General features: G+C 69.7%; 21 protein-coding genes. 8 read left to right on the plus strand and 13 right to left on the minus strand.

Going from position 1 to position 25441, the window contains the following annotated elements; translation table 11 throughout:
* Positions 1–102: 102 nt before the first annotated feature.
* Complete coding sequence (locus E8A49_RS05775; protein WP_293377465.1) at positions 103–468, minus strand: response regulator; 366 nt, start codon at positions 466–468, stop codon at positions 103–105.
* 229 nt (positions 469–697) lie between these two features.
* Here E8A49_RS05775 and E8A49_RS05780 point away from each other — a divergent pair, with 229 nt between their 5' ends.
* The gene (locus E8A49_RS05780; protein WP_293377468.1) at positions 698–874 is read left to right on the plus strand and encodes a hypothetical protein; all 177 of its coding nucleotides are present in this window, start codon (positions 698–700) and stop codon (positions 872–874) included.
* 15 nt (positions 875–889) lie between these two features.
* Here the strand turns inward: E8A49_RS05780 and E8A49_RS05785 are convergent, their stop codons facing one another.
* From E8A49_RS05785 to E8A49_RS05800, 4 genes are all read right to left on the minus strand, one after another.
* Positions 890–1693 (minus strand): enoyl-CoA hydratase/isomerase, encoded by an 804-nt coding sequence (locus tag E8A49_RS05785; protein WP_293377470.1) that lies wholly within the window; start codon positions 1691–1693, stop codon positions 890–892.
* A gap of 83 nt (positions 1694–1776) precedes the next feature.
* Positions 1777–2835 (minus strand): GGDEF domain-containing protein, encoded by a 1059-nt coding sequence (locus tag E8A49_RS05790; RefSeq protein ID WP_293377473.1) that lies wholly within the window; start codon positions 2833–2835, stop codon positions 1777–1779.
* 125 nt (positions 2836–2960) lie between these two features.
* Positions 2961–4604, minus strand: a complete 1644-nt coding sequence (locus E8A49_RS05795) for a DEAD/DEAH box helicase (RefSeq protein ID WP_293377475.1) — start codon at positions 4602–4604, stop codon at positions 2961–2963.
* Positions 4605–4825: 221 nt separating this feature from the next.
* The gene (locus E8A49_RS05800; protein ID WP_293377477.1) at positions 4826–6766 is read right to left on the minus strand and encodes a PQQ-binding-like beta-propeller repeat protein; all 1941 of its coding nucleotides are present in this window, start codon (positions 6764–6766) and stop codon (positions 4826–4828) included.
* A gap of 205 nt (positions 6767–6971) precedes the next feature.
* On the opposite strand from E8A49_RS05800, the gene E8A49_RS05805 reads away from it, so the two are divergent.
* Entirely contained in the window at positions 6972–7463 is a 492-nt protein-coding gene (locus tag E8A49_RS05805) for a hypothetical protein (protein ID WP_293377480.1), read from the plus strand.
* Here the strand turns inward: E8A49_RS05805 and E8A49_RS05810 are convergent.
* Positions 7429–10752 (minus strand): S41 family peptidase, encoded by a 3324-nt coding sequence (locus E8A49_RS05810; protein WP_293377483.1) that lies wholly within the window; start codon positions 10750–10752, stop codon positions 7429–7431. The two genes, E8A49_RS05805 and E8A49_RS05810, sit on opposite strands and share 35 nt — an antisense overlap.
* 249 nt (positions 10753–11001) lie before the next feature.
* Here E8A49_RS05810 and E8A49_RS05815 point away from each other — a divergent pair, with 249 nt between their 5' ends.
* Genes E8A49_RS05815 through E8A49_RS05830 form a run of 4 tightly spaced genes read left to right on the plus strand, consistent with a single transcriptional unit; the run spans position 11002 to position 14044 of the window.
* A complete protein-coding gene (locus E8A49_RS05815) occupies positions 11002–12105 on the plus strand; it encodes a histidine kinase (RefSeq protein WP_293377486.1) in 1104 nt (367 codons plus the stop codon).
* Positions 12089–12895 (plus strand): hypothetical protein, encoded by an 807-nt coding sequence (locus E8A49_RS05820; protein WP_293377489.1) that lies wholly within the window; start codon positions 12089–12091, stop codon positions 12893–12895. The genes E8A49_RS05815 and E8A49_RS05820 overlap by 17 nt, the downstream gene beginning before the upstream one ends.
* The gene (locus E8A49_RS05825; protein ID WP_293377492.1) at positions 12892–13281 is read left to right on the plus strand and encodes a hypothetical protein; all 390 of its coding nucleotides are present in this window, start codon (positions 12892–12894) and stop codon (positions 13279–13281) included. The genes E8A49_RS05820 and E8A49_RS05825 overlap by 4 nt, the downstream gene beginning before the upstream one ends.
* Complete coding sequence (locus E8A49_RS05830; RefSeq protein ID WP_293377495.1) at positions 13271–14044, plus strand: LytTR family DNA-binding domain-containing protein; 774 nt, start codon at positions 13271–13273, stop codon at positions 14042–14044. Before E8A49_RS05825 ends, E8A49_RS05830 begins: the two co-directional genes overlap by 11 nt.
* Before the next feature lie 66 nt (positions 14045–14110).
* On the opposite strand, the gene E8A49_RS05835 is transcribed toward E8A49_RS05830, so the two are convergent.
* Positions 14111–15328, minus strand: coding sequence for a TIGR03118 family protein (locus tag E8A49_RS05835; RefSeq protein WP_293377498.1), 1218 nt, complete (start codon positions 15326–15328; stop codon positions 14111–14113).
* Positions 15329–15472: 144 nt separating this feature from the next.
* Positions 15473–17536 (minus strand): DNA topoisomerase IV subunit B, encoded by a 2064-nt coding sequence (parE, locus tag E8A49_RS05840; RefSeq protein ID WP_293377501.1) that lies wholly within the window; start codon positions 17534–17536, stop codon positions 15473–15475.
* Positions 17537–17706: 170 nt separating this feature from the next.
* Here parE and E8A49_RS05845 point away from each other — a divergent pair, with 170 nt between their 5' ends.
* Both E8A49_RS05845 and E8A49_RS05850 read left to right on the plus strand, forming a co-directional pair.
* Positions 17707–18618, plus strand: a complete 912-nt coding sequence (locus E8A49_RS05845; RefSeq protein ID WP_293377504.1) for an alpha/beta hydrolase — start codon at positions 17707–17709, stop codon at positions 18616–18618.
* Between the two features lie 87 nt (positions 18619–18705).
* Complete coding sequence (locus E8A49_RS05850; protein WP_293377507.1) at positions 18706–20559, plus strand: aspartyl protease family protein; 1854 nt, start codon at positions 18706–18708, stop codon at positions 20557–20559.
* Here E8A49_RS05850 and E8A49_RS05855 read toward each other — a convergent pair.
* The 5 genes from E8A49_RS05855 to E8A49_RS05875 all read right to left on the minus strand — a co-directional run bounded on the left by E8A49_RS05855 (position 20556) and on the right by E8A49_RS05875 (position 25424).
* Positions 20556–21269 carry a hypothetical protein gene (locus E8A49_RS05855; RefSeq protein WP_293377510.1) on the minus strand — a complete coding sequence of 238 codons (714 nt, stop codon included), beginning with the start codon at positions 21267–21269 and terminating at the stop codon, positions 20556–20558. The genes E8A49_RS05850 and E8A49_RS05855 overlap by 4 nt on opposite strands.
* An 11-nt stretch (positions 21270–21280) precedes the next feature.
* Entirely contained in the window at positions 21281–23161 is a 1881-nt protein-coding gene (locus E8A49_RS05860; RefSeq protein ID WP_293378018.1) for a peptidase M61, read from the minus strand.
* Between the two features lie 149 nt (positions 23162–23310).
* On the minus strand, positions 23311–23550 hold the full coding sequence (locus E8A49_RS05865) for a hypothetical protein (RefSeq protein WP_293377513.1): 240 nt from the start codon (positions 23548–23550) through the stop codon (positions 23311–23313).
* Positions 23551–23634: 84 nt separating this feature from the next.
* Positions 23635–25047 carry a type I glutamate--ammonia ligase gene (glnA, locus tag E8A49_RS05870; RefSeq protein ID WP_293377516.1) on the minus strand — a complete coding sequence of 471 codons (1413 nt, stop codon included), beginning with the start codon at positions 25045–25047 and terminating at the stop codon, positions 23635–23637.
* Positions 25048–25085: 38 nt separating this feature from the next.
* Positions 25086–25424: a P-II family nitrogen regulator gene (locus tag E8A49_RS05875; RefSeq protein WP_293377519.1), complete on the minus strand. Its 339-nt coding sequence runs from the start codon at positions 25422–25424 to the stop codon at positions 25086–25088.
* Positions 25425–25441 lie beyond the last annotated feature (17 nt).

Consider the following 25441-nt stretch of genomic DNA (forward strand, 5'->3'; position numbering starts at 1 on the left):
TCTTATGGACGTTCATCCGGGGTCTCCCGGTTAGAGGTTGGAGCTTCGCAACCCCACTCTCTCAACCCGATCCCGGGTGAACAACCTTCGTAGCTTCGACAGCTAGGCCGCGAAGGCCCGCTTGCAGGCTTCGGCGAGCGCACGGCGGCTGAGCGGCTTGTCGACGATGGGGGCGGCGGTGCGGCCGGCCAGCATGTCGGGATTGCCGGTCACATAGATGTGCGGCACGGGACCCAGCTTCTCGGTGATCGCCGTCACGGCGTCGACGCCGGTGCCGCCCAGGATGCGCATGTCGGCGGTGACGAGATCGGGGCGATGGGCGAGCGCGCTCTTCACCGCGTCGGCGGGGTTGTCGACGATATCGCAGCTCACGAAGCCGAAGTCGTGCAGCAGGCTCTCAACCTCCAGCGCGATCAGCATCTCGTCTTCGATGATCAGGGCGTGCCGGCCGGACTGGGGGTCGGTCATAGTTGGGGCGAGGGTAAACAGGTCAGGGTGCGACGATCTGTCCATTTTCACGGGCCGGGGGCCCGACGCAACGGAATAACGACCGCCGCACGCCGCTTTCCCCCGAAAGGGGAATTTCACCCACCAGTAGGGCGAGTTTGCGTCAGGTTCGCCGCAATCCGCCGTCCGTGGACGGGCGAAAGCTCACTTCCCGCGATGACGCGGCCGGCGCGGCGCGTCATCATGGGGCATGGAGCCGGAACCCCCTCGCGAGATCGATGCGGACTATCGCGTGGTGCATGGACCCTGGCCGCGCTGGTCCCTGCAGCTCAGCCTGCTGAAGCTGGCGCTGCGCACCGGCGCGGTGGTGCTGGTCTTCTGCCTGGTGGCGATCTTCCTGGTGGTCTTCGTCGTAAGGCGCTGGTAGCCCGGCGCGCCGCGCCTAGCGTCCTTTGAACTCCGCTGGGCGCTTCTGGACGAAGGCGGTGATCCCTTCACGGGCGTCTTCCGTGCGCTGGGCGTCGCCCTGGCGGTAGGCCTCGGCCTCGATCTGGTCGTGCCAGGCGCTGTCCAGCGAGGCCCAGACCAGGTTGCGAGTGTAGCCCAGCGAGATCGGGCCGTCCGCCAACTGGGCGGCCAGCACCAGGGCGGTCGACATCAGCTCGGCGTCCGGGACGCAGCGGTTGATCATGCCCCAGTCCAGCGCCGTGGCGGCCGGCAGCTTCTCGCCCAGCAGCATCAGCTCCATGGCCCGCGCCTTGCCCACCAGGCGCGGCAGGAGGTAGGTCGACCCGCCGTCGGGCACCAGGCCGATGCGGCGGAAGGCCTGTAGGAAGTAGGCGCTCTCGGCCGCGACGATCAGATCGCAGACCAGGGCCAGCGAAGCCCCGACGCCGGCGGCCACGCCGTTCACCGCGGCCACCAGCGGCTTGGGCGACTTGCGCACCGCGCTGACGAAGGGGTTGTAGACCTTCAGCAGCGACTGGTTGGGGCCGTTGGGGTCCTGCGTGACCCCGCCGACCGTCGCCGCGGTCAGATTGGCGCCGGAGCAGAAGCCGCGGCCTTCGCCGGTGATGACGATGGCGCGCACCGCCGGGTCGGCGACGAAGCCTTCGAAGGCCGCCGTCAGCCCCTGCATCAGCTCCAGCCCCGCCGCGTTCAGCGTCGAGGGATCGTTGAGGGTGATGACGCCGATATTGCCGCGGACCTCGGTCCGGACCTTTGCAGCGGGTTGCGCGCCGTCCATGGCATGTCCTCCGTTCGAGACTGACGCTCGATCTAAGGACTTTACCCTCGCGTCAGCCTAGCCGAAAGCGGTTGCGCGGCGCCTCAGGCGGCGACCACGGCGGCCATCGGCTGGGCGGCGGTGGTGCGGTTGCGGCCGGCGTGCTTGGAGGCGTAGAGGGCCGCGTCGGCGCGTTCCACCAGGCTCATGGAGCTCTCGCCGCTGATCCGCTCGGCGTAGCCCGCCGAGACGGTGATGGTGCCCAGGTCCTCGTTGGTGGAGCGGCGCTTCAGCGAGCGGGAGGAAACCTCCTCGCGGATCTCTTCCAGCACGGCCTTCGCGGTGCGGCCATTCTCCGCCGGGAAGATGATGGCGAACTCCTCGCCGCCGTAGCGGGCGGCCAGGCGGGGCGTCGCCCCCATGCGGCCGATGACGCTGGCCACATAGCGCAGCACCTGGTCGCCGATCTGGTGGCCCCAGGCATCGTTGAAGCCCTTGAAGTGATCGATGTCGATGATCGCCAGCGTCATGCCTTCGCCGGCGGCGTCGGCGCGGGCGCAGACGGCTTCCAGGCCTTCGTCGAAGGCCTTGCGGTTGGCGAGGTTGGTCAGGCCGTCGGTCATGGCGTCGCGGCGGACCTGGTCGAGGCTCTCGCGCAGGCGGCCGAGCTCGGCGGTGGTTTCGGCGAGCTGGCTTTCCAGGACGGCGTTCTCGCCCTGCACCTTCTTGGTGGCGGCGGTCAGGTCGACCACCACGGCCTTGACGGTCTGGGCGTCGTCCTCGTCCAGGCGGCCGGTGGCGATGGCCAGCTCGTGGCCGTATTCCTCGCTGGACCGCTGGGCGCTCTCGATGGCCTTGGTGACGGTTTGCAATTCCTTGGAGAGCACGTCGCCGGCTTCCAAGATGTCGCCGTTCAGGCGCGCTTCCGGCAGGAACTGGGCGGCCAGCGCCTCGCCGAGGGTCTCGGTGATCGGCTCGCCGGCGGCCAGCAGGCGGTCGATCTCCTGCGCCAGCGGGCTCTCGCGCTCGGCGACGTAGTGCACCCACAGGCCGAAATTGCGCGGCGTCGGCCAGACGTGGTTGGCCTCCATGACCTCGATCGCGGTGCGGGCGAGGTCATAAGACTTGGGACTGCGGAGCGCGGTCTGAACGTCCACCGACATGTTCTGGTCTTCCCGACGGAGCCGGCCGCCTTATGCGACACGACTGGAGTTGCGCAGGAATCTAAGGCCGGAACACCCAACGAGCGGTTAAGCGGCGCGACGTGTCGCAGGGGATTTTTGAGCGGCTAGCTCTCGGAACGCGGCGGACGCGACAGGAAGGCCGGGACGTCGCGGCCGAAGCCCACCACGCCGTCGTCGCCGCCGTCGCGGTCGTTGTCGCGACGGCTGGCCTCGCTGCGTCCCCGATCTGGCCGGTTACGGTCGGGCCGGTCACGCTCTGGGCGCTCCCGCTCGCGATGGGCCGGCTCACGCGCCGGACGCTCGGTTTCCCGGGCCTCGACGGGGGCGGGCGCTTCCGAGGCTTCCGGACGCGGTTCGTCGCGGCGGCCGCGCGGGCGGCGCTCAGACCGTTCGGGGCGCTCGGCCCGCTGCGGGCGCGGCGCGGCCTCGGCGGCGGGTTGCGGCGCGGCGGCGGGATCGAAGGGCTCCATCGAGGCCACTTCGCCGTGGACGGGCACGGGGCGCGGGCGGCGCTCGCGGTCCCGGTCACGGCTGGACGAGCGTCCGCCGCCGCCACCGCCGCCGCTGCGGCCGCCACGGTCGCGGTCTCTGCGCGGCTCGTCCTTGATGCTGGCCCAGTCGGCCTCGAGCTTCAGCTCTTCCGGCGCTTTGCCGATCAGCTTCAGCACCTTGTCGAGGTTGCGGCTGTCGGCGGGCGTGACGATCATGAACGCTTGGCCGGACCGCCCGGCGCGGCCGGTGCGGCCGATGCGGTGGACATAGTCGTCGGCGTGGTGCGGCACGTCGAAGTTGAAGACGTGGCTCACCGCCGGGATGTCGAGGCCGCGGGCGGCCACGTCCGAGGCCACCAGCAGCTTCAGCGAGCCGTTACGGAAGCTCTCGAGCGTGCGCATGCGCGTCTGCTGGTCGAGGTCGCCGTGGATCGGCGCGGCGTCCATGCCGTGCGTTTTCAGGGACTTGGCGACGATATCGACTTCCGACTTCCGATTGCAGAAGACGATGCCGTTCTTCACGTCGTCGCGTTCGATCAGCATGCGCAGGGCCGTGCGCTTGGCCTTGGGATCGGCGGTCGGGATCCGCACCAGGTATTGGGTGATGGTCTCGGCGGTGGTCGCGGGCCGCGAGGCCTCGATGCGGATCGGGTCCTTCAGGAACTGCTTGGTGAGCCGGGTGATCTCGGGCGGCATGGTGGCGGAGAAGAACAGGGTCTGCTTCTTCACCGGCGTCAGCTTGAAGATGCGCTCCAGGTCCGGGATGAAGCCCATGTCGAGCATGCGGTCGGCCTCGTCGACCACCAGCATCTGCACGCCGGTCATCAGCAGTTTGCCGCGCTCGAAGTGGTCGAGCAGGCGCCCCGGCGTGGCGATCAGCACGTCGACGCCGCGGTCCAGCTTCAGTTCCTGGTCGGAGAAGGAAACCCCGCCGATCAGCAGAGCCCAGGAGAGCTTCTGGCCCTTGGCGTAGCGTTCGAAGGAAGCGGCGACCTGGTCGGCCAGCTCCCGCGTCGGCTCGATCACCAGGGCGCGCGGCATCCGCGCCCGGGCGCGGCCGGCGGCCAACCGATCGATCATCGGCAGGGTGAAGGCGGCGGTCTTGCCCGTGCCGGTCTGGGCGATGCCCAGCACGTCCTGGCCGTGCAGGGCGTGCGGGATGGCCTCGGCCTGGATGGGCGTGGCCGTGGTGTAGCCCGTGTCGGCTACGGCCTGCAGGGTGGCAGGCGACAATCCAAGTTCGGAAAATTCTGTCATTCGGTACGATTAGGTGCGGAGCCGCCCAGGGCTTTTGAGGGAACTGGGACAGCGCGCCGCGGCGGCGCGAACGGAGATCGTCGCACGCGGCGGAACATACGGGCGACGACGCCCAAGTCAACGCGCGCGCTGGAGTTGCGGTTCAGGCGGCGGCATTAAGCCCGCTTTCAGGACGCCGCGAGGACGGGGATGTCACCCCCGCGGCGCGCCCGAAGGCCTGGCTACTTGCCGTCCACCGAATAGGCCAGCAGCACATTGGTGCCGTTGCCGCCGGTGTTGGCCGCGCCATTGAAGCCGCTCATCACATAGACCCGGCCGCCGGCGATGGCCGCACCCAGGCCGTCGAGGCTGCCGCCCGGCTGGTTCTTCACCTGGTTGACGGTGTCATAGTGGCGATCGGTGGTGCTATCGGCCCAGACGATCTTGCCGGTCGCGGCGTCATAGGCGCGGAACCAGCCGTCCATGGTGCCGGAGAACACCACGCCCGGCATGGCCGACGGCGCGGCGGACTGGGCGCGGATGCAGGCCCCGCCGGAGCGGTCGCGGCTGCGGTCGCCCTCATAGTGGCAGGGCGCCGCCGGCGCGGGCGTCTTCCACAGCACCTTGCCGGTCGCGGGATCCAGCGCATAGAGGCCGGGCGCCGAGGGCGGCTCCTTGTCGGCCACCGGCGACTTGCCGAGCGGGCGCAGGTACTCGTCGATCAGGTTCACGGTGTCGGCGTTGGCGACGTAGAGCCGCTTCAGGTCCGCGGCCATGCCCCATTCGATGCCGCCCAGGGACGAACCGCCCCCGACCTTCTGGCGCCACAGCACCTTGCCGCTGTCCGGATCCAGTCCGTAGGCGATGCCGGACTTCTGGCCGGCCAGGACGACGTCCTTGCCGCTCGCCAGGTGGAAAAGGATCGGCGAGGCGCCGAAGTCGTAGTCCGGGCCGTCGGGGCTCGGGCAGTTGGCCGGCTTGGTCTTGTCCGTGCAGCCGACGATGAAATTGTCGCCGGCCTCCACCTGGGTCGACCATTTGATGGCCCCGGTTTTCATGTCCATGGCGACGATGGCGTCGGCGCCCTTGGTGTCGACGTCGGTGTAGCTGTCGCCGGTGGCCACATAGACCAGGCCGCGCTTGGCGTCGGCGGTGGGCGCCGACCAGATAGCCGCGCCCGCCGGGCCCTGCTGCATGGTCCCCGCCGCGTTCGGGTGGGTGTCGTGCAGGGTCTCCGGGATCACCTTGGTGTACCACTGCTTCTGGCCGGTCTTCAGGTCGAGGGCGACGAGCGCACCCTGGAAGTAGCAGCAGCGGTAGCTGGGCTGGCGCGCCGCGCCTTCCTCGCCTGAGGTCAGCGGCACGAAGACCTGGTCGCCGACGATCAGCGGCGTGCCGGTGATGCCGACCACCGGGTTGGCGTGCAGGGCGGGCGAGCGCCAGAGCTCCTTGCCGGTTTGGGCGTCATAGGCCCGCGCAGTGCGGTCGCGCACGCCCACGATGGTCAGCCAGCCGCTGGGCGAGACCGAGGACTTCACGATCATCGGCGTAGTGCGCGAGGCCACGTCGGGCAGGACCCAGCGCACACAGCCGGTGTTGGCGTCGAGCGCGTAGAACTTGCCCGAGCGGTTGGCGATGAACAGCCAGTCGCCGATCACCGTGGGCATGGAGCCGCCGCTCATGGCGAAGGCCCACTTCACCTTCAGCTTCGGCACGTCGGCCGCCGCGAGGCCCGGATTGACCTGGTAGCGGTGCGAGGTGTCGAGGCCGACGCTGGTCCAGTCGCTGGCCGTGGGCCGGATCGGCGGATTGGTCTCGCACTTGACGTCGACGCCGACCGGGGCGGGCGCGGGCGAACGGCCCGCCGCGGCGGTCTGCGGCGCGGCGGCGTTGGCGGTAAGGTAGGCGGCGACCGCCTGCTTGTCCGCGTCGGAGAGGCCGGTGGCCATGGGCTTCATGACGCCGTTGGTCAGCGCGTCGACGATCTGGGCCGGCTGGTAGGTGGAGAGCGTCGCGCGGTTGGGCGCGCGGTCGATGGCCGGCTCGTGGCAGGCCTTGCAGTGGCCGTTGAACACGGTCTCGCCCGCGCTCCCCGAAGCGCCCTGGGCGTGGGCGGCGGCCGGCAAGGCCAATATCGGCAAGGTGAGGGCGGCCAAGGCCGCCATCCAGATCGGAAATCTCATCGCGCTCCCCGAAATCTTTTCTTTGAAATTCTGCGACGCAGTTTGCGGGCAAATTTCCCGCACTTTGCGGGTGGATTTCCCGCGCGGCAAGGCTGTGCTTCCAGAGCGCTCGTGACCGGTCGCAGATCGGCGCGCGCCGTCGGTCGCAAGGCGAGGGCGGCGGGTCGCCCCGAGCCGCTAGGCTCCCGGAAAACGGGAGGCCCGCATGGGCGACACGTCACGCAAGCTGTGGGTCAGCTTGGCCACAGGCCTCGCCGCCGCCGCCGTGGAGATGGCGGTGGTGCTGCCGATCCAGGCGGCCATGGGCGCCTCGCCAGCCCTGGTCTTCCAGTCGATCGCCGCCGGCGCCGTCGGCCGGGCGGCGGCGCTGGCCGGCGGCGCCTCGACGGTGGCGCTGGGGGTCTTTGTCCATGTGCTGATCTCGGTGGTCGCCGCGGGCCTCTATGTCTTCGCCAGCGACCGCCTGCCGGTCCTGCTGAGGCGGCCGGTGACCCTCGGGATCCTCTACGGCGTCCCCTGCTATGGGGTGATGACCTTCGTGGTCATCCCACTGTCGAGGATCGGCTTCGCCCTGCCGAAAAGCCTCTTGCTGTTCTCGCTGAGCTTCGGGACACACCTCTTCGCGTTCGGCTTGCCGATCGCCGTGGTCGCCCGCCTGCTGCTCAGTGCGCCGGGGGTTTCGCGCCCAGCTGTTTAAGCAGCTCACTGACCGCGGCCTCCAACTGGGCGTCCTTGCCGGCGAGGGTCTCGCCCAGCGGGCGCTCCACCGTCACGTCCACGGGCCTCGGATGCAGCTCCATGTCGTCGCCGGCCGCGCCCTGGATGCGGGTCGAGGGGAGGCGCACCACCGACCCGTCCACCAGGGGCACGTTCGACGTGTAGATGATCCAGCCGGCGGTCGGCACGCCCACCACCTTGCCCAGCTTCAGCGCGCGGTAGCCCTCAGTGAAGTCTTCCGCGTCGGAGAGTGATGATTCGTTGGTGATCAGCACCGTGGGCAGGCCCAGCGCGCGCTGGCCCAGCGCCTGGCGGCTCGGCACCGGCGTCTCGCCGCGGTTGGTCATGGTCAGGTAGTTGCGCCGGGCGAAGACGTCGAGGACATAGCCGTTGACGAAGCCGCCGTTGTTGTTGCGCACGTCGATGACCACGCCCTCTTTGCCCTGGTTCTGGGCGTCGAGGTCGAGATAGAGCTGGTCGAGCGACTCCGACGACATGTCGGCGATGTGGACATAGCCCAGCCGCCCGCCGCTGATCCTGTCGACATAGGCCCGTTGCTGGGTGATCCACTGCCGGTAGAGCAGGCCCGAGGCCACGGTGGCCGAGACCGGCCGCACCACCGCCTGACGGGTCGCTGAGCCGGTCCGCACCGTCAGCACCGTGCGCTTTTCGGTGCGGTCGAGCATCAGCTGGTCGAGGTCGACGCCTGGGCCGATGGCGTGGCCCTCCACCGCGACCAGCACGTCGCCCGGCTTGATGGAGCCTTCGATGAAGGCGGGACCGAGCGCGATCACCTCACGCACCACCAGGCCCTTGCCGGCCTCGTAGGCCTCGCGGTCGAAGCGCACGCCAAGGTCGCCGACCCGCGGCGGCGGCGTGGCGCCATAGCCGGCCTGCGGCCGGTTGATGCCGGAGTGCGAAGCGTCGAGCTCGCCGATCATCAGGTTGGTGATGCGACGCATCTCGTCGGGCGTATGGGCGCCGGCGATGTAGGGCTCGAAGCGCGTGCGCAGCGCCTTCCAGTCCTGGCCATGGAATTTCGGGTCGAAGAAGTTGCGGTCGAGCAGGCTCCAGGCCTCGTTGAAGGCGGTCAGCTTTTCCTGGTCGAAGGCCACCGCCATCTCGGCGGTCACGGCGACGGGCCGCGGCCGGGGCTGGTCCAGCGCCGTCGTCGTCACCGTCCCGCCGTCCAGGTAGTAGAGCGACTTGGAATCCGGGGTGAAGGCGAAGAACCGCTTCGGCCGCTTGGAGCTGGCGATCTGCTGCGGGGTCGGCGGCTCGCGGACCAGTTCGTCGAGATTGTAGCTGTAGAGCACGCTCTGGCCGGACAGGCTGGAGCGGAAGACCAGCGTCTTGCCGTCGGGGCTGATCGCCGGCGCCTCGGCCGAGACGCCCAGCGGCAGGTAGGTGGCTCGTTCGCGGATGCCCTCGAAGACGATGCGGACCGGCTCGATCTTCAGCTTGGCCGGCGGCCCGGCCAGGGTCTTGGCGTTGGCCTCGGCGTTCGGCGCCTTGCTCTCCGCCGGCGGCGCAGGCGGTTCGGGGGTGTCGGTCTTGGGCGCGGAGTCCGGGACGGTGTCGGGCGAAGGCGCCGGGCCTGGCTTAGAGCTTGGGGCTGGCCGGCGGTCAGGGCTCTCCGCCGGCTTGAACAGGTCAGAGAACTCGTCCTCGCGGTAGCGCGGCACATGCGGCAGGAGGTCGACGCGCACGATGTGCACGTCCTCAGAGCGCTGAGCGGTGTCGAACAGCAGGTACTTGCCGTCCTTTGACCAGGCGATGGTCGAGGCCGCCTCGCCGTTGGCGAGGAAGCTCACCGGCTTGGCCTCGCCGCCGGCTACCGGGGCCACATAGACGTTGCGGAACGACTTGGCGTCGGTGACCCCGAAGGCCAACCAGCGGCTGTCCGGCGACCAGGCCGGCGGCGTGGCGCGGAAGTTGAGCACCAGCCCCGTGAACACCGCCATGTCTTTCTGCGGCTCGCCGGCGTCGTTCAGGGTGACGACCCGCATCTCGTTGCGGCCCCGGGTGTAGGCCAGCATCTTGCCGTCCGGCGACCAGGCGGGCCCGGCGTCATAGGCCTCACCCGTGGTGATCGTCCGCTCGCGCCGCTGGGCGAAGTCATAGGTCATCAGGTGGGCCGAGAGCCCGCGCTGGGCGACGTAGGCCAGCCTGCGGCTGTCCGGCGACCAGTAGAGGTCGCCCTGGATGCCGCCGGCCTCGGTGATCCGCTCCGCCGGGCCGCCGTCCTTGGCCGGCACCGCGAAGACCTCGCCATGGGCGATGACCGCGATCTTCTTGCCGTCCGGCGACAGCGCCATCTGCTGGAAGCTGGTCTCGCTCAGCCGCCGGTCGCCGGCCGAGGCCGGGGTCCCGCGCAGGGCGATCGGCACCGCCGCGGCCTGGCCGCTCTTCAGGTCCAGCTTCCAGATCCCGAAATCGCGCTCGAAGACGATGGCCGAACCGTCCTTGGCGATGGACGGGTAGAGCACCCGGCCGGAGGTGAAGTGGGTCACCTGCGCCGGCTGGCCGCCAACCGCGGCCAGGCGCCAGAGGTTCTCCGATCCCGACTGGTCGCTCATGTAGTAGAGGCTCGCGCCGTCCGGGGTCCACATGGGCCACAGGTGCTTGGCGTCGGGGCCCAGCAGGCGGCGGTAGGGCGCGCCGGCGGCGATCGGCTTCAGCCACAGCTCGGCCTCGTCGATGTGGGCGTGGCCGTTGCGCCACCACTGGGCGGCGGAAAGGCCCTTGGCCATCAGCGCCAGGGTCTGGCCGTCCGGCGAGGGCGCGGCGTTGAACTCGTTCAAGAAGCGCTCGCGGCTCACCTCCAGGGGCGTGCCGCCGGTCGCCGCCACCCGGAAGATGTCGGCCTGGCGGCCCACGTCGTTGGCGGCCGACGAGAAGTAGATCCACTTGCCGTCGCGCGACCAGGCGTCGAGCATCTCGTTGGCGTCCGACCAGGTCAGCCGCCGCACCCGGCCGGTGGCGAGCGTCAGGATGTAGATGTTCGCAGACCCATCGCGGGTCGATGTGAAGGCGAGTTCCTTGCCGTCCGGCGAATAGATCGGCCGCTCCTCGGTCGCGGGGTCGGTGACCAGGAGGCGCGCGGTCCCGCCGGCCGCCGGCACGGTCCAGATGTCGCCGCCGGACGCGAAGGCGATCTCCGAGCCGTCTGGCGACAGGGCGGGCGTGGCCAGGGCCGGCTTGGGCGTGATCGTCTGGGCCAAGGCAGGGCCGGTCCCGAGCGCCGCCGCCAGGGCCGCGAGCCCCATCACCAATCGCCAAACCCGCATGCCGCCGCCCTCGCCGTGACCCGAACCCGATTGGTAGCCAAGCTTTTCGTGAGGGGCAAAGCGTCTCCGTGCGCCAGGATGTGACGAGCGCCCCATTGGGCCGACGAATGCGGCGAAAGCGGTCCTGGACGCCCGAAAACCGGCCCCGAGGCGGCGCGGGCCGCAGGCGGGTCGGTTGCGGCGGCGTCGACTTGCGGGAAATGATCTTCGCAACCGGGGAGACCGATCTTGGTCGAGGGCAGGCGCAAACGGGACGGACCCTGGAGCGACTGGACCGCCGCGCGCGAACCGTGGCCGGCTGCGCGCATCTTCATCTGGGCCGGCGCCATCGGCCTGGTGATGTCCACAGAGTTCTTCGCCCAGCCCTTCGTGTGGCGCTCCTGGACACTGGACGACATCCTGCTGGGCTGGTTGCCGATCCTGGCCGACCGGCTGGTGGTGGCCGGCGCCATGGCGGCCTGCATGGTGGCGGCGGGCTGGCGCCCGGCGCGGAGTCTGGGGCTGCGCGGCGCGCAGTTCGCGCTCGCGGCCCTGGCCGGCGCGACGGCCGGCGAGGGGCTGCGCCGGGTCCTGCACCTCTACGGCGAACGCGACGATCTCGCCGCGACCCTGGGCCGGATCGCCGCCTGGACGCTGGCGGGCTCGGCCCTGGGCGGGATCGTCGCCGCCTGGCGCTTCGGCGCGGACTATGCGGCGACCGCGGAGGCCGCCCAGATGCGCGCGGCGCGGCTTCGCCAGCTGACCACCGCCACCCAGTTGGAGGCCCTGCAGCGGCAGATCGAGCCGCACTTCCTGTTCAACACCTTGGCCACCATCAAGCGGCTGGGCGTGACCTCGCCGCGGGAGGGCCGCCAGCTTCTCTCAAGGTTCCTGGACTTCACCACCGCCACCTTGAGCGCGGAACGGGAAGCCGAGACCACCCTTGGCCAGGAGCTGGACCTGGCCAAGGCCTACCTCGACGTCTGCGCGGCGCGGATGGGTGAGCGCCTGACCGTCGTGTGGGACGTCGACGAGGCGGCCCGCGACCGGCGCTTCCCGGCGCTGATGTTGGGCACACTCTTGGAAAACGCCCTGAAGCATGGCCTCGCCCCTGTCGAAGCGGGCGGCACCATCACCGTCTCGGCCCGGCGCCGCGGGCCGCGGCTGGAGGTTGCGGTGGCCGACAGCGGCTCAGGCCTGACCGGCCAGGCGTCGGGCGCGGGGATCGGCCTCGCCAACCTGGTGGCGCGGCTGCGCCTGCTCTACGGCCCCGCCGCGGCCTTCGCCCTGGAGCCGCAGCCGCAGGGCGGCGTGCGCGCGGTGATCGGAGTGCCCGATGCCCTGGCCGCCTAGCCGCCTCAGCCCCGGCCGCCTCAGCCCCGGCGTCGCGGGCTGGCTGGCCGCCTTGGCCAGCGGCGCGCTCTGGGGCTGGGCCATGGGCGCCATCGAGACTTTGCGCCAGCCGCCCGTGGATATGCCGCTGGCTCAGTTGGTCCAGTTCCTGGCGGCCATGATGATCCTCTGGTCGGCGACCGGCCTGTGCTGGGCCGTGGCCACCCGGCTCGCCGGCCAGCGGCTGTCGGCGCTGCGGATGGTCTCGAACTGGCTGCTGATGAGCCTTTCGCTCTCGGCGATCAACGCCCTGCTGATGGTCAGCCACACCGGGCTTGGGATCGACGACGAGACCGCCGTGCTGATCGGCCGCCGGGTGTCGTTCGACGCCGCCTATGCGCACACCCTTTGGATGAACGCGGTGTTCGGCGGCTTCTATGTGGCGGGCTATTGGGCCTTCCTGCGCGCCGTGCGCTCGCGGCGCCGGCTGGCCCAGGTCCAGCTCGCGCTTAGCGACGAGGCGGCCCTGCTGCAGGCGGCGCGGCTGAATTCGCTGCGCGGCGCCTTGCAGCCATCTGTGCTGATCGCCGCCATCCGCGTGCTGCGCCAGCGCTACGATGTCGATCCGGCGGCGGCTGACGCCCTGCTGGACCACCTCGTCGCCTATCTGCGCGCCGCCGTCGGCGGCTCCGCGCGCGCGTCGAACGCCCGCGTCGCCGAAGCACGCCAGGCCCTGCGCAACGCCATCGAAGACCCCGCCTTCGCCATCCCGATCACCCCGGGGAAACCCCCGTCTGGAGCCACGCCATGACCCAACATCGTCTCCCTTTGATCGCCGCCGTGCTGGCCAGCCTGGCTCTAGCCAGTTCCTCGGCGCTGAGCCAGGACGCCGCGAAGGTGCAGCCGGCGAGCTATCGGGTCGCGCTGGACAACGACAGCGTCCGGGTCCTGGAGTTCACCGGCCGCCCCGGCATGAGCGTCTGCGGCTCAGGCCTGCACAGCCATCCCGCCCACCTCACCGTGGTGTTGACCGCGGCCAAGGTGAAGGTGACCCAGAACGGCAAGACCTTCATCGCCGAGAACAAGCCGGGCGACGTCTTCTGGTCGGAGGCAGTCACCCACGAGACCGAGAACGTCGGCGGCGCGCCGGTGCGCTCGCTGATCGTCGAGCTGAAGCATCCTGCCAATGGCCGCTGACCGCCTGGCCCGCGTCCAGCCCGGCGTCACGGCCCTGATCGCCGAGGACGAGCCGGTCCTGCGCGAGCAGCTGCAGGCGTTGCTCGCGACCCTGTGGCCCAGGCTCAACGTCGTGGCGGCGGTGTCGAACGGCGTCGAGGCCCTGGCCATGTATGACCAGCACCAGCCGCAGGTGATGTTCCTCGACATCCAGATGCCGGGCCTCACCGGTCTGCAGGTCGCCCAGCAGGTGGGCGGGCGATGCCACGTGGTGTTCCTCACCGCCTACGACGCCTATGCGGTCGCCGCCTTCGAGCAGGGCGCGGTGGACTATGTGCTGAAGCCCTACGACGACGCACGCCTGGGCGCGTCGCTGCGCCGCGTACAGGAACGGCTGGGCGCGGCCCCGCCGCCCCTGGACGCCCTGCTACAGGACCTGGCCGCCGCGCGGCCCAAGCCCTACCTCACCTGGATCAAGGCCTCGCGCGGGGCCGAGGTCGATCTGATCATGGTGGGCGACGTCTGCTACTTCCGCTCCGACACCAAGTACACGAGCGTCTTCACCGAGAGCCGCGAAGCCCTCATCCGCGCCTCGATCAAGGAGCTGACGGCCGAGCTTGACCCGTCGCGGTTCTGGCAGATCCACCGCTCGACCATCGTCAATGTCGAGGCCATCGCCTCGGTGACCCGCAACATGGCCGGCGCCACCGTCCTGAAGCTGAAGGCCCGGCCCGAGCGGCTGACCGTCAGCGAGGCCCACCGCAAGCTCTTCAAGCACATGTAGCGCGCAAAGGGAGGCGCCCGGCCGAGGGGACGGCCGGGCGCCAGATCGCCGCCGCGAAATCGGGGATCAGGCGGCGAAGACGGCGCGTCCAGTACGCCGGCGTAGCTGGGCGCCGGTCAGTCCGACGCCGAGGATCATCAAGGCCCAGCTGGCGGGTTCCGGCACCGCGTCGATGCGGCCAAAGAGGCCGTCCTGCTCGGCGTTCACGCCGGCGGCGAAGTAGAGGGCGTTGGCCGGTCCCGCCGTGCCGCCATTGCCGAACTCCAGGCCCCAGAGGCCGTCGATGGTGATCGGCGTGCCGTCGGGGTTGGTCAGCAGGCCTTCGAAGGTCCCGGTCTGCGAATAGGCGCTGATGAAGCCGTCGGCCTTATCGTGGGTGAAGTTGCCGATCAGGATGTCGTTGCTGAACGCGCCGAAGTCGCTGGGCGCGAGCGCCACGCCCCAGGGCGAATCCAGATCGGCGCCGGTGAACCGCTGGATCAGGTTGCCGGCGCTGTCGTACTCGTCGACGTAGCCCGAGCCCAGCGGCTGGTTGGCCGCCGGCGGGCCGCCCACGGCATAGGTGACGAAGATGTTGCCGTTGATGTTCTGGGCGTTGAAGGCCGCCAGGCCGGCCTGCGGCGCGCCGGGATCGGAGAAGGCGTTCGCGCCGAGGCTCACGAGTTGGAAGCTGGTGTTGTAGACGTCGACGCCGCCGCGCGTGCCGCTGTTCGCCGCGTAGAGATAGCTGTTGGCGCCGACCGAGCCTATCGCCAGGCCGGTATAGGCGACGCTGGGCGGCGGCGGCCCGGGCGTCGGGCCAGGGACCACCACCACCGCCTGCGTGCCCTGCGCCCCGTTCCAGGCGGAGATCGATCCGTCGATGTCGGCGGTGATGAAGCGGGCGGGGCCGCCCGTGCCGAGCGTGAAGGCCGAGCCGCCGTTGTAGACCATGCCAGTGACGCCGCCGCCCATTCCGAAGGGGGCGTTCTGAGGCACCGTCACCACCAGCGAGCCCGGCTTGCCGGCGCCGTTGTAGACGGTCTCGGTGGCGGTATTGGCGTTGGAGATCCACCATTCGCCGGTGGACGAACGGTCGATGCCCCAGGGGTTCACCAGGTTCGGGTCCACGTAGGTCGCGGGCGCATAACCCATGGTGGCCAGCGCGGCCTGGCTGTCGGTGACCAGGTCTGTCTGGCCGTAGCCGCCGGCGGTCGCCGCGCCGGCGACGGCCGCGCCTGCGACCACCGCCGCCCCGGCCAGGAGCACCGTCCGCCAGGGACGGGCGATTGCGAAGATACCCATGATCCTATCCTCCTGAGGCGCCCCTGCGCCTTCGATGGGGACAGACTAGGCTTCGCGGGTGGCGGCTTCCGCAGGGCGGCGACGAGCGCACCGGAACGCCGACGAACGCCGGGAATCGCGGTGGGAGACCCGGATTCTTCGGGATCAGACGTCCAGGTCGGCGACCGCGAACTCGGCGTTTTCCTGGATGAACTGGAAGCGGCTCTCGGGCTTGCGGCCCATCAGCTGCTCGACCAGGGCCTCCACGCTTTCCTCGGCGCGGGGCAGGGTGACGCGGGCCAGGGTGCGCTTGGAAGGATCCATGGTGGTCTCCTTCAGCTGCGCGGGCATCATCTCGCCCAGGCCTTTGAAGCGGCTGATCTCCGGCTTCTTGCCCTTGAACTCGCCGGCCAGCAGCTCGTCACGGTGGGTGTCGTCGCGGGCGTAGACGACCTTGGTCCCGTGGCTCAGCCGGTAGAGCGGCGGCAGCGCCAGGAAGAGGCGGCCGGAGCGGATCATGTCCGGCATGGTCCGGTAGAAGAAGGTGATCAGCAGGCTCGCGATGTGGGCGCCGTCGACGTCGGCGTCGGTCATGATCACCACGCGCTCGTAGCGCAGGTCCTCTTCCTTGAACTTGGCTCCGCCCTGGACGCCCAGCGCCAGAAGAAGATCGCTCAACTCCTTGTTTTGGCCAAGCTTGTCGAGGGTGGCCGAGGCGACGTTCAGGATCTTGCCGCGCAGCGGCAGGATCGCCTGGGTGCGCCGGTCGCGGGCCTGCTTGGCCGAGCCGCCGGCGCTGTCGCCTTCGACCAGGAAGATCTCGGTGCCGTCGGTGGCGCTGCCGGCGCAGTCGGCGAGCTTGCCCGGCAGGCGCAGCTTGCGGGTCGCCGAGGCGCGGGCGACCTCCTTGTCCTTGCGCCGCTTCAGCCGTTCCTCGGCGCGCTCGATGACGAATTCCAGCAGGGCCGAGGCGGCCTTTGGCTGGGCGGTCAGCCAGTGGTCGAAGGGGTCGCGCAGGGCGGTCTCGACCAGGCGCTGGGCCTCGCTGGAGGACAGCTTCTCCTTGGTCTGGCCCTGGAACTCAGGATCGCGGATGAAGACGCTGACCAGGGCCCCGGCCTGGGCGATCACGTCGTCGGCGGTCAGGATCGCGCCGCGCTTCTCGCCGGTCAGCTCCGCATAGGCCTTCAGGCCTCGGGTCAGCGCCGCGCGCAGGCCGGCCTCGTGCGTGCCGCCCTCCGGCGTCGGCACGGTGTTGCAGTAGGACTGCAGGAAGCCGTCGGCCTCGCCGAAGCCGGCGGGCGTCCAGGCGATGGCCCATTCCACCTTGCCAGCCTCGCCCTGGCGCTCATAGCGGCCGGCGAAGGGCTCGGGCGTCACCGTCTCGATGTCCTTGACCCGCTCGGCCAGGAAGTCGGCCAGGCCGTTGGGGAAGCGGAAGGTGGCCTCCGCCGGGGTCTGGTCGTGGATCCGTGACGGGTCGCAGGACCAACGGATCTCGACCCCGCCGAACAGATAGGCCTTGGAGCGGGCCATGCGGTACAGCCGCGCCGGCTTGAACGCGACCGCCTCGCCGAAGATCACCGGGTCGGGCGAGAAGGCGATGGCGGTGCCGTGCTTGCGGGTCGGCCCCAGCTTCTCGATTCCGCCGATGGGCTTGCCGCGGGTGAAGGCCTGGCGCCACTCGAAGCCATCCTTCCAGGCGGTGACCTCGACCCGCTCGCTGAGCGCGTTGACCACGGAAACGCCCACGCCGTGCAGGCCGCCGGAGGTCTCATAGGCCTTGCCGGAGAATTTCCCGCCGGAGTGCAGGACGGTCATGATGACCTCCAGCGCCGACTTGCCGGGATGCTTGGGGTGCGGGTCGACCGGGATGCCGCGGCCGTCATCGGTGACGGTGAGCTGGCCGTCGGCGTCCAGCCGGACCGAGATCACCTTGGCGTGGCCGGCGACCGCCTCGTCCATGGCGTTGTCCAGCACCTCGGCGAACAGGTGGTGCAGGGCGCGCTCGTCGGTGCCGCCGATGTACATGCCCGGCCGCTTGCGGACCGGCTCCAGCCCTTCCAGGACTTCGATGTCCTTGGCCGAATAGCCGTCGGCTGCCGCCTTGCCCACGGTCACCGCCGGATCGGGGCGCGGCTCATGGCTCTGCGCCAGCGGCGCGGCCGGGGCGGGGTTCAGCGCGTCGTCGAACAACGAGGCTTGCGGCTGGGCGGAGGGCTTGGGCATTCGGCCTGAAGGGTGCGGCGATTCTGGAACCCGCCGGGTATGAATCGCCCCGCGCGGGAAGGCAATGCGGCGGCGTCGCATGACCCCTCGACAGGCGCTCCGTCTCAAGCTCCTATCGGTGGCAAAGCCCCTGGCGGCAACCTCCGGGGCGGCAAAAAGGGCGGAGCGGAATGTCCAGCTGGAAGGATCCCGAGATCGCGGGCGTCCGCGCCCTCCTGGCCTCGCGCCGGCCGGCGGAGGGCGAACCCCTGCCCAGCCGCGCCGAGCGCCGTGCGGCCATGGACGCCTTCGGCGAGATGGGCTCCCTGCCGCCCGGTTGCCTGCACGAGCCGGTGAGCGCTGGTGGGGTGAAGGCCGAGCGGATCGTCCCGACCAACGCTGTCGAGGGCCGCCGCATCCTCTACCTGCACGGCGGCGGCTATGTGGGCGGCAGCCCGCGCAGCCATCGGCCGTTGGTGGCGAGGCTCGCCGAGGCCGCCCGCTCGGCGGCGCTCTCTATCGAGTACCGCCTGGCGCCGGAATGCCCGTTCCCCGCGGCGGTCGACGACGCCCTGGACGCCTATCGCCACCTGCTGGCCGAAGGGGTCTGGCCGGAGCGGATGATCGTCGCTGGCGACAGCGCCGGCGGCGGCCTGACCCTGGCGCTGGCCCTGAAGCTGAAGGCCGAGGGTCTGCCGCAGCCGGCGGCCCTCTTCGTGATCAGCCCGTGGGCGGACCTCACCCAGGCGCACGCGACCTATCGGACCAAGGCCGCCGACGACCCGATGATCACCCGCGCCGGCCTCGACGAGAGCGCGGCGGCCTATCTGGGCGGCGGCGACGCGAAGGATCCCTTGGCCTCGCCTGCCTTTGGCGACTTCGAGGGCCTCGCGCCCCTGCTGATCCAGGTGGGTTCGGAGGAGGCCCTGTTGGGCGACAGCCTGCTGTTGGCCGAACGCGCCGGCCACGCCCGCGTCGAGGTGCGCCTGGAGATCTGGCCGGAGATGATCCACGTCTGGCACGTCTTCGGCGGCCAACTCTCCGCCGCCCGCAAAGCCATCGCCGCCGCCGGCGCCTGGATGGACGAGAAGCTGGGCGGCTGAGACGCGCCCGCAACAATCGCGCAAGAGACTGGCCGCGGCTCGCCGATGGGTTGTACCAATGACGGAGCTTAGGGTTTGGGGGAATCCGTGGTCGCAAAATATCTAGCCGCCGCCGTGCTGGCGGGAGGCATGGCCCTGGGCGGCGCCGCCCAGGCGGACTGCAAGTTCCAGAAGATGGCCGAGGTCACCATCATCATGCAGGGCCAGCGGCCGACCACGGTCGCCCAGGTCAATGGCAAGGACGCCCGATTCCTCGTGGACACCGGCGCCTTCTTCGGCGGCGTCACCGAGGAGGCGGGGACGGCGCTGGGGATGAAGCACTCCCTGGCGCCCTTCGGCATGGTGATCGAGGGGGTCGGCGGCGAGCGGCGCGAGGCCCGGGCCATGCGGGCCGACCTGTTCACCTTCGCCGGCGTCGGCTTCCGCAACACCGACTTCCTGTTGCTGGAGCGCGCCGACGCCGGCATGGCGGGCATGATCGGCGAGAACCTGATGGGGCCGTTCGACGTGGAGTACGACTTCGCCAACGGGGTCATGCGCTACTTCAAGGCGGAGGGCTGCGGCCCCGACGCCAATCTGGCGTACTGGTCGCAGGGCATGGCCCTGTCGCGGGCCCCGATGCTCGATCCGCCGCGCATCGTCAACAAGGTGATCACCAACGCCAAGGTCGACGGCCACAGCATCCGGGTGACCTGGGATTCCGGCTCGTTCCAGTCGGTGATGAGCCGCAACGCCGCTGGGCGCGCCGGCATCCAGGTGACCTCGGCCGGGGTGGTCAACGGCGGGGTCAGCCATGGGGTCTTCGGCCGCGGCATCGAGAATTTCATCGCGCCGTTCGACAGCTTCAAGATCGGCGACGAGGAGATCAAGAACACCAAGCTGCGGGTGGCCGACATCGACTTGCCCAATGCCGACATGCTGCTGGGCGCCGACTTCTTCCTGTCGCACCGCATCTTGATCTCCAACAGCCAGAAGAAGGTCTATTTCACCTACAACGGCGGCTCGGTGTTCCGCCTGGATGGTCCGCCGCCCCGGCAGCAACAGGCCCAGGGGCAGGCTCAAGCTCACGCAGGCCCGGCGGCGTCCGGCGGGGACGCCGCCGCCGCGCCGGGCGCGTCCACAACCTCCGCGCCGTCCGACGAGCCGAAGACCGCCGTGGAATTCGCCCGGCGCGCCGCGGCCCGCACCTCGCGACGCGAATTCGCCCTGGCCATCGCCGACTACACCCAGGCCATCGCCCTGGAGCCCGACAACGGCGCCCACTACCGGGCCCGCGGCATGGTGCGGCTCCTGGCGCGCCAGCCCGTCCTGGCCATGGCCGACCTCGACGAGGCGCTGAAGCGCCAGCCCAACGACCCCGAGGCGCTGTTGCGGCGCGGCGAACTCTACCTCAACGCCCACGACGTGCCCCGCGCCAAGGCGGACTTCGACGCGGCCATCAAGCTGGCCCCCGACCGGCCGGAGTTCGCGGCCATGGCCGGCGCTGCCTACGGCAATGCCGGCCAGTTCGATCTGGCCTTGGAGCAGCTCGACGCCTGGGTGGCGGCGCATCCCAAGGCCGACAACCTGCCGGCGGTGCTAGCGTCACGCTGTTCGGTCCGGGCGATCGCGGGCAAGGACCTGGACAAGGCGCTCGCCGATTGCGACCTCGCCATGCGCGGCGACCGGGTTTCGCAGACCATGCAGCTGCGCGCGCTGGTCCTGCTGCGCCTGGGCCGGCTCGACGAGTCGATCGCCCAGTACGCCGCCGCCATCAAGGCCCAGCCGCGCGACGCCGTCGCCCTCTACGGGCGGGGCGTCGCGGAGCTGAAGAAGGGCCAGAAGGCCGAGGGTGACGCCGACATCGCCGCCGCCACGGCCCTCGCGCCCAACGTGAGCGGCTATTACAAGCGCATGGGCCTGGCGTCCGATGCGGCGAAGCCCCAGGCCTCGGCCCCCTAGAACGTCTCGCCCGGAGCCATCGGGTGGAAGTTGAAGACGATGTCGACGCCGCTGGCGATGCGCTTGCCCTGCAGCGTCGCGGGCTTCAGCTGCAAGAAGCCCTGGAAGCGCAGGGCCATCGTCCCGTAGCCCACGGCGGCGGGCGCTTGGTAGACGACCGTGCAGTCGTGCAGGGCGCCCATCTGGGCGGCGAGACAGTTCATCACCGCCACGCCGCGGCCGCCGCTCCGCTGGACCGCGGGCGTCATGGTGGTGGCGAAGTCGTGGGCCTTCGGCGCGGTCTGCCAATCCACCGGGGTCTCCGGCGCGGGCCAGGTCGCGGTGACCACGACCTCCGCGCCGTCCGGGCGCTGTCCCGGTTCCGCAGGCTTCAGGCGGTACTTCGGCGCGAGCGAGACCAAGGCGTCCCCGAACCCCGCGTGGGAGCGTTCGAGCATGACGTGACAGCCGGACAAGGCTCCCGCGGAATCGGCCACGCAGCGCATGACGGCGCTGCCGCCCAGGTCCTTGGCCCTGGCCCTGGCGGGCCACGCCGCCATCACCTCGTCGTCGCTAGGCTGGGTGGCGAGCTGATCGGCCACGGGTCCGTAGACATGGGTCGCGCCCAGGCCGCTCAGGTGCTGAGCCGCCGCGGGGCCCGCCAGCGACAGGCCCGTTAACGACAGGGCGAACGCGGCGGCGTTCGCCGGCGACCTCGACGGACGTCCCATCTGCGGCGGCCCTACTTCTTCGGCGTGTAGATCGTCGAGAGCAAGTCGGGCGTGCCTTCGATGCGCTCCAGGCGCGGGTAGCGCAGGCCGCCTTTGTAGTCGAGGTCGACAGTGTCGTAGTGGTCGCCACGCTTGACCAGCAGGCTGAGCGGTCCGCCCTTCTTGGCTGCGGTGACCGCCTCCTTCAGCCGGTCGGCGTCATAGGCGATGCCGTTCACGGCCAGGAGCTTGGCCCCGACCGTCAGCCCCGCTTTGAAGGCCGGTCCGTCCCACTGCACCTGGGTGATATCCGCCTCGCGGCCCAGCACGAGGCCGATGGAATAGGTCAGGTCCGTCGCGTGACGCCGCATCTCGGCCGACTTGAAGTAGTCGGTGGGCGTCTCGGTGTAGACCAGCTTCCAGCCGCCGCGGGCCAGGCCGTCCAGCGGCGGCTTGGGCGCGACCTGGTTGATGCGCTCGTTGAGGAAGGTCGCCCAGTCGTAGGGCTCGACCTTGTTCAGCGCCGCCACCACGTCGTCGAAGGTGTAGGTCACCGGCGTCCAGCTGCCGTTCTCGATGCCGAAGAAGCTCTTGGCGAAGTCGTCGAGCGAACGTTTGCCGCCGGACTTCTCGCGGATCAGCGTGTCGGCGTCGAGCCAGACCAGCTGACCCTCCGAATAGTAGTCCTCGCTGCGCTGGAAGCTGAGCCAGGGCTGCGGCCGGCGCGAGGCGATGATCGGGTCATTGGTGGTGTCCTCCACTGCCCGCCAGTCGCGGCCCACGCGGTTGGCGTAGGTGGCCGCGGTCGAGGCGAGTGCGTCCAACGCCTCCTGCTTGGTGAGCAGGCCCGAGCGGCCGGCCAGCACGAAGCCCCAGTACTGGGTCTGGCCCTCGTAGACCCAGAGCAGCGAGCCGCGCATCGGCACGTTGAAGTTGGGCGTCCAGAGGTCGGCGGGCCGGCGGAACTTGCCGTTCCAGGAGTGGGTGTACTCGTGCGCCAGGAGGTCGCGCGAGGCGGGGTTCTTCGCCCAGCCGGTGAAGTAGTCGGGGATGGTGCCGTCCTCGCTGGAGCGGTGGTGCTCCAGGCCCGAGCCGCCCATGCGGTCCGACAGCGAGAACAGGAAATCGTAGTGGTTGTAATGGTGCGAGCCGTAGAGCTTGTAGGCCTGCTGCACGAGCGCCTTGTGCTTCTCGACCTCGTCGGGCGTGGCCTCCAAGAGGTCGCTGCGGTCGGCGATGACGTCCAGGTGGACCGGCGCCGGGCCGCCCGGATCGAGGTCGATCTGGCGGGCGTAGCGGCCGGCGATCATCGGGCTGTCGGCCAGGGTGTCGAAGTCGACGGCCTTGTAGTGGGTGATCCCGCCCTCGGTCCCGGTGGTCTCCAGCGCCGAGAACGGCGTCCAGCCCTCGGGGAAGCGCACGCTGGGCTCGATCTGCACGCGCCGCGCATAGTGGCCGGCGGGATAGAGCGCCAGGTCGATCCACTGCAGGCTCAGCATCTCCTGGGTCATGACGATACGGCCCTCGTCGCCGGCCACCGCGGAGAGCAGGTCGAAGTCGATGTCGATGCTGGTCGCGCCGGCGGGCGCGTCGAGGTGGAAGGCGTAGACGTCCACCGGATCGCGCATCCAGGTCAGCGGCTTGCCGCCGGCGCTGAACCGGAAGCCGCCGATGCTCCGCAAGGGGCCGTTGGGGGCGTGGTTGCCGGGCAGCCACTGCGGATAGAGCAGGGTGATCGGCCCGGCCTTGGCCACCGGGATGGTCTCATGGACGCGGAAGATGTGGTGGTCGAGGTCGGTGGCGTCGACCTGCACCTTCAGGACGCCGGGATAGGGCGTGTCCTGCGGCGCCTCGGTCTTCGGCGGCATCGGGTAGGGCTGCGGACCGGGCGAGGCCGCGCCGGTTTGGGCCATGGAAGCGCCCGGCAGGGCGGCGGACAGGGCCAGCGCCGCGGCGCAGGCGAAGAGGGCGGGCTTCAACTTCGGCGGACCTCGAACGGGTAAGGATTTCCCGTTGTAGGGCGTGTTCGGCGCAAAGCTCAACCGTCCGTTATAACCTAACGTCAAACCGGCGGTTTGGGCGGCTCGCCGTTCTCGTCGCCGGGGTTCACGCGGCCTTCCTTGGCCTCGATCAGGTGTTTCGTCGGCGGATCCATGGGGACGCCGAACCCCAGCATGATGGAGGCCAGCGCCATGCCGCCCTTGATGCGCCGCCGTCCCTGCCGGCTGAACATCCAACCCATTAGCGGTGCGATCACCAGGAGCGCCGCGATCGCGATCAGGGGACTGAGCCAGTTGGGCATGGGCCGAAGGTGGGCCCTGGCGGCGCATAAGAAAAGGGCCGCGGTTGCGCCGCGGCCCTTCAGTTTAGCCTTCGGGGAGGACCGTCAGCATTTGTAATACATGTCGAATTCGACCGGGTGCGGGTGCAGCTGCAGGCGCATCACCTCTTCCATCTTCAGCTCGATGTAGGCGTCGATGAAGTCGTCATCCATGACGCCGCCCTTCTTGAGGAAGCCCCGGTCCTTGTCGAGGTTCTCCAAGGCTTCGCGCAGGGAGCCGCAGACCTCAGGGATCTTCTTCTGCTCGCGCGGCGGCAGGTCGTAGAGGTTCTTGTCGGCGGGCGCGCCCGGATCGATCTTGTTCTCGATGCCGTCGAGGCCGGCCATCAAGAGGGCCGTGAAGGTCAGGTAGGGGTTGCCCATCGGGTCGGGGAAGCGGCACTCGATGCGCTTGGCCTTGGCCGAATCCACGTGCGGGATGCGGATCGAGGCGGAGCGGTTGCGCGAGGAGTAGGCCAGCTTCACCGGCGCTTCATAGCCCGGCACCAGACGCTTGTAGGAGTTGGTGGTCGAGTTGGCGAAGGCGTTGATCGCCTTGGCGTGCTTGATGATGCCGCCGATGTACCAGAGGCACATGTCCGAGAGGCCCGCGTACTTGTCGCCGGCGAACAGCGGCTTGCCGCCCTTCCAGATCGACTGGTGGACGTGCATGCCCGAGCCGTTGTCGGCGAACATCGGCTTGGCCATGAAGGTCGCCGTCTTGCCGTAGGCGTGGGCGACGTTCTTGATCACGTACTTATAGAGCTGCAGCCGGTCGGCCATGGTCAGCAGGTCGGAGAACTTCAGGCCCAGCTCGTGCTGCGCCGGCGCCACCTCGTGGTGGTGCTTTTCCGGCTGCATGCCGAGCTCGCCCATCACCGCCAGCATCTCGCCGCGCAGGTCCTGGGCGGAGTCGGTCGGGTTGACCGGGAAGTAGCCGCCCTTCGGACCGGGCCGGTGGCCCATATTGCCTTCGGGGAACGCCTTGCCGGAGCTGACCGGCAGCTCCTGGGAATCGTAGGCGTAGAAGGTGTTGTGCGGAGCGGTGTCCCAGCGCACGTCGTCGAAGATGAAGAACTCGGCTTCCGGGCCGAAGAACACCGTGTCGCCGATGCCCGAGGCCTTCACGTGGTTCAGCGCCGTTTTGGCGATGGAGCGCGGGTCGCGGTTGTAGGGGGTGTTGGTGTCGGGGTTCAGCACGTCGCAGAACAGGAAGAGCGTGTTCTGCTGGTAGAACGGGTCGATGTTGGCCGACTCCAGGTCGGGCCGCAGCTTCATGTCGCTCTCGTTGATGGCCTTCCAGCCGGCGATCGATGAGCCATCGAACATGGTGCCGTCGGTCAGGAAGTCATCGTCCACCAGGTCGATGTCGAAGGTGACGTGCTGCATCTGCCCGCGCATGTCGGTGAAGCGCACGTCGACGTATTTGACGTCCTTCTCCTTGATCTGGGCCAGGATGTCTTTGGCGGTCACGGCCATGTCGGTAATCCCCTTTATCGGTCTCGAATGGTGATGGGTTAGACGGCGTCGGCTCCGGTCTCGCCGGTGCGGATGCGCATGACGTCGAGGACTTCGGAGACGAAGATCTTGCCGTCGCCGATGCGGCCCGTGCGGGCGGCGCCGGCGATGGCTTCCAGGGCGCGGCCGAGCTGGTCATCTGCGATGACCACCTCGATCTTGATCTTCGGCAGGAAGTCCACGACGTACTCGGCGCCGCGGTAGAGTTCAGTCTGGCCCTTCTGGCGTCCGTAGCCCTTGGCCTCGATCACCGTCATGCCCTGGACGCCGAGTTCCTGGAGGGCTTCCTTCACCTCGTCCAGCTTGAACGGCTTGATGATGGCTTCGATCTTTTTCATGGGTCCTTCGGACGCGC

The sequence above is a fragment of the Phenylobacterium sp. genome, assembly GCF_004799515.1.
Classification (GTDB): domain Bacteria; phylum Pseudomonadota; class Alphaproteobacteria; order Caulobacterales; family Caulobacteraceae; genus Phenylobacterium.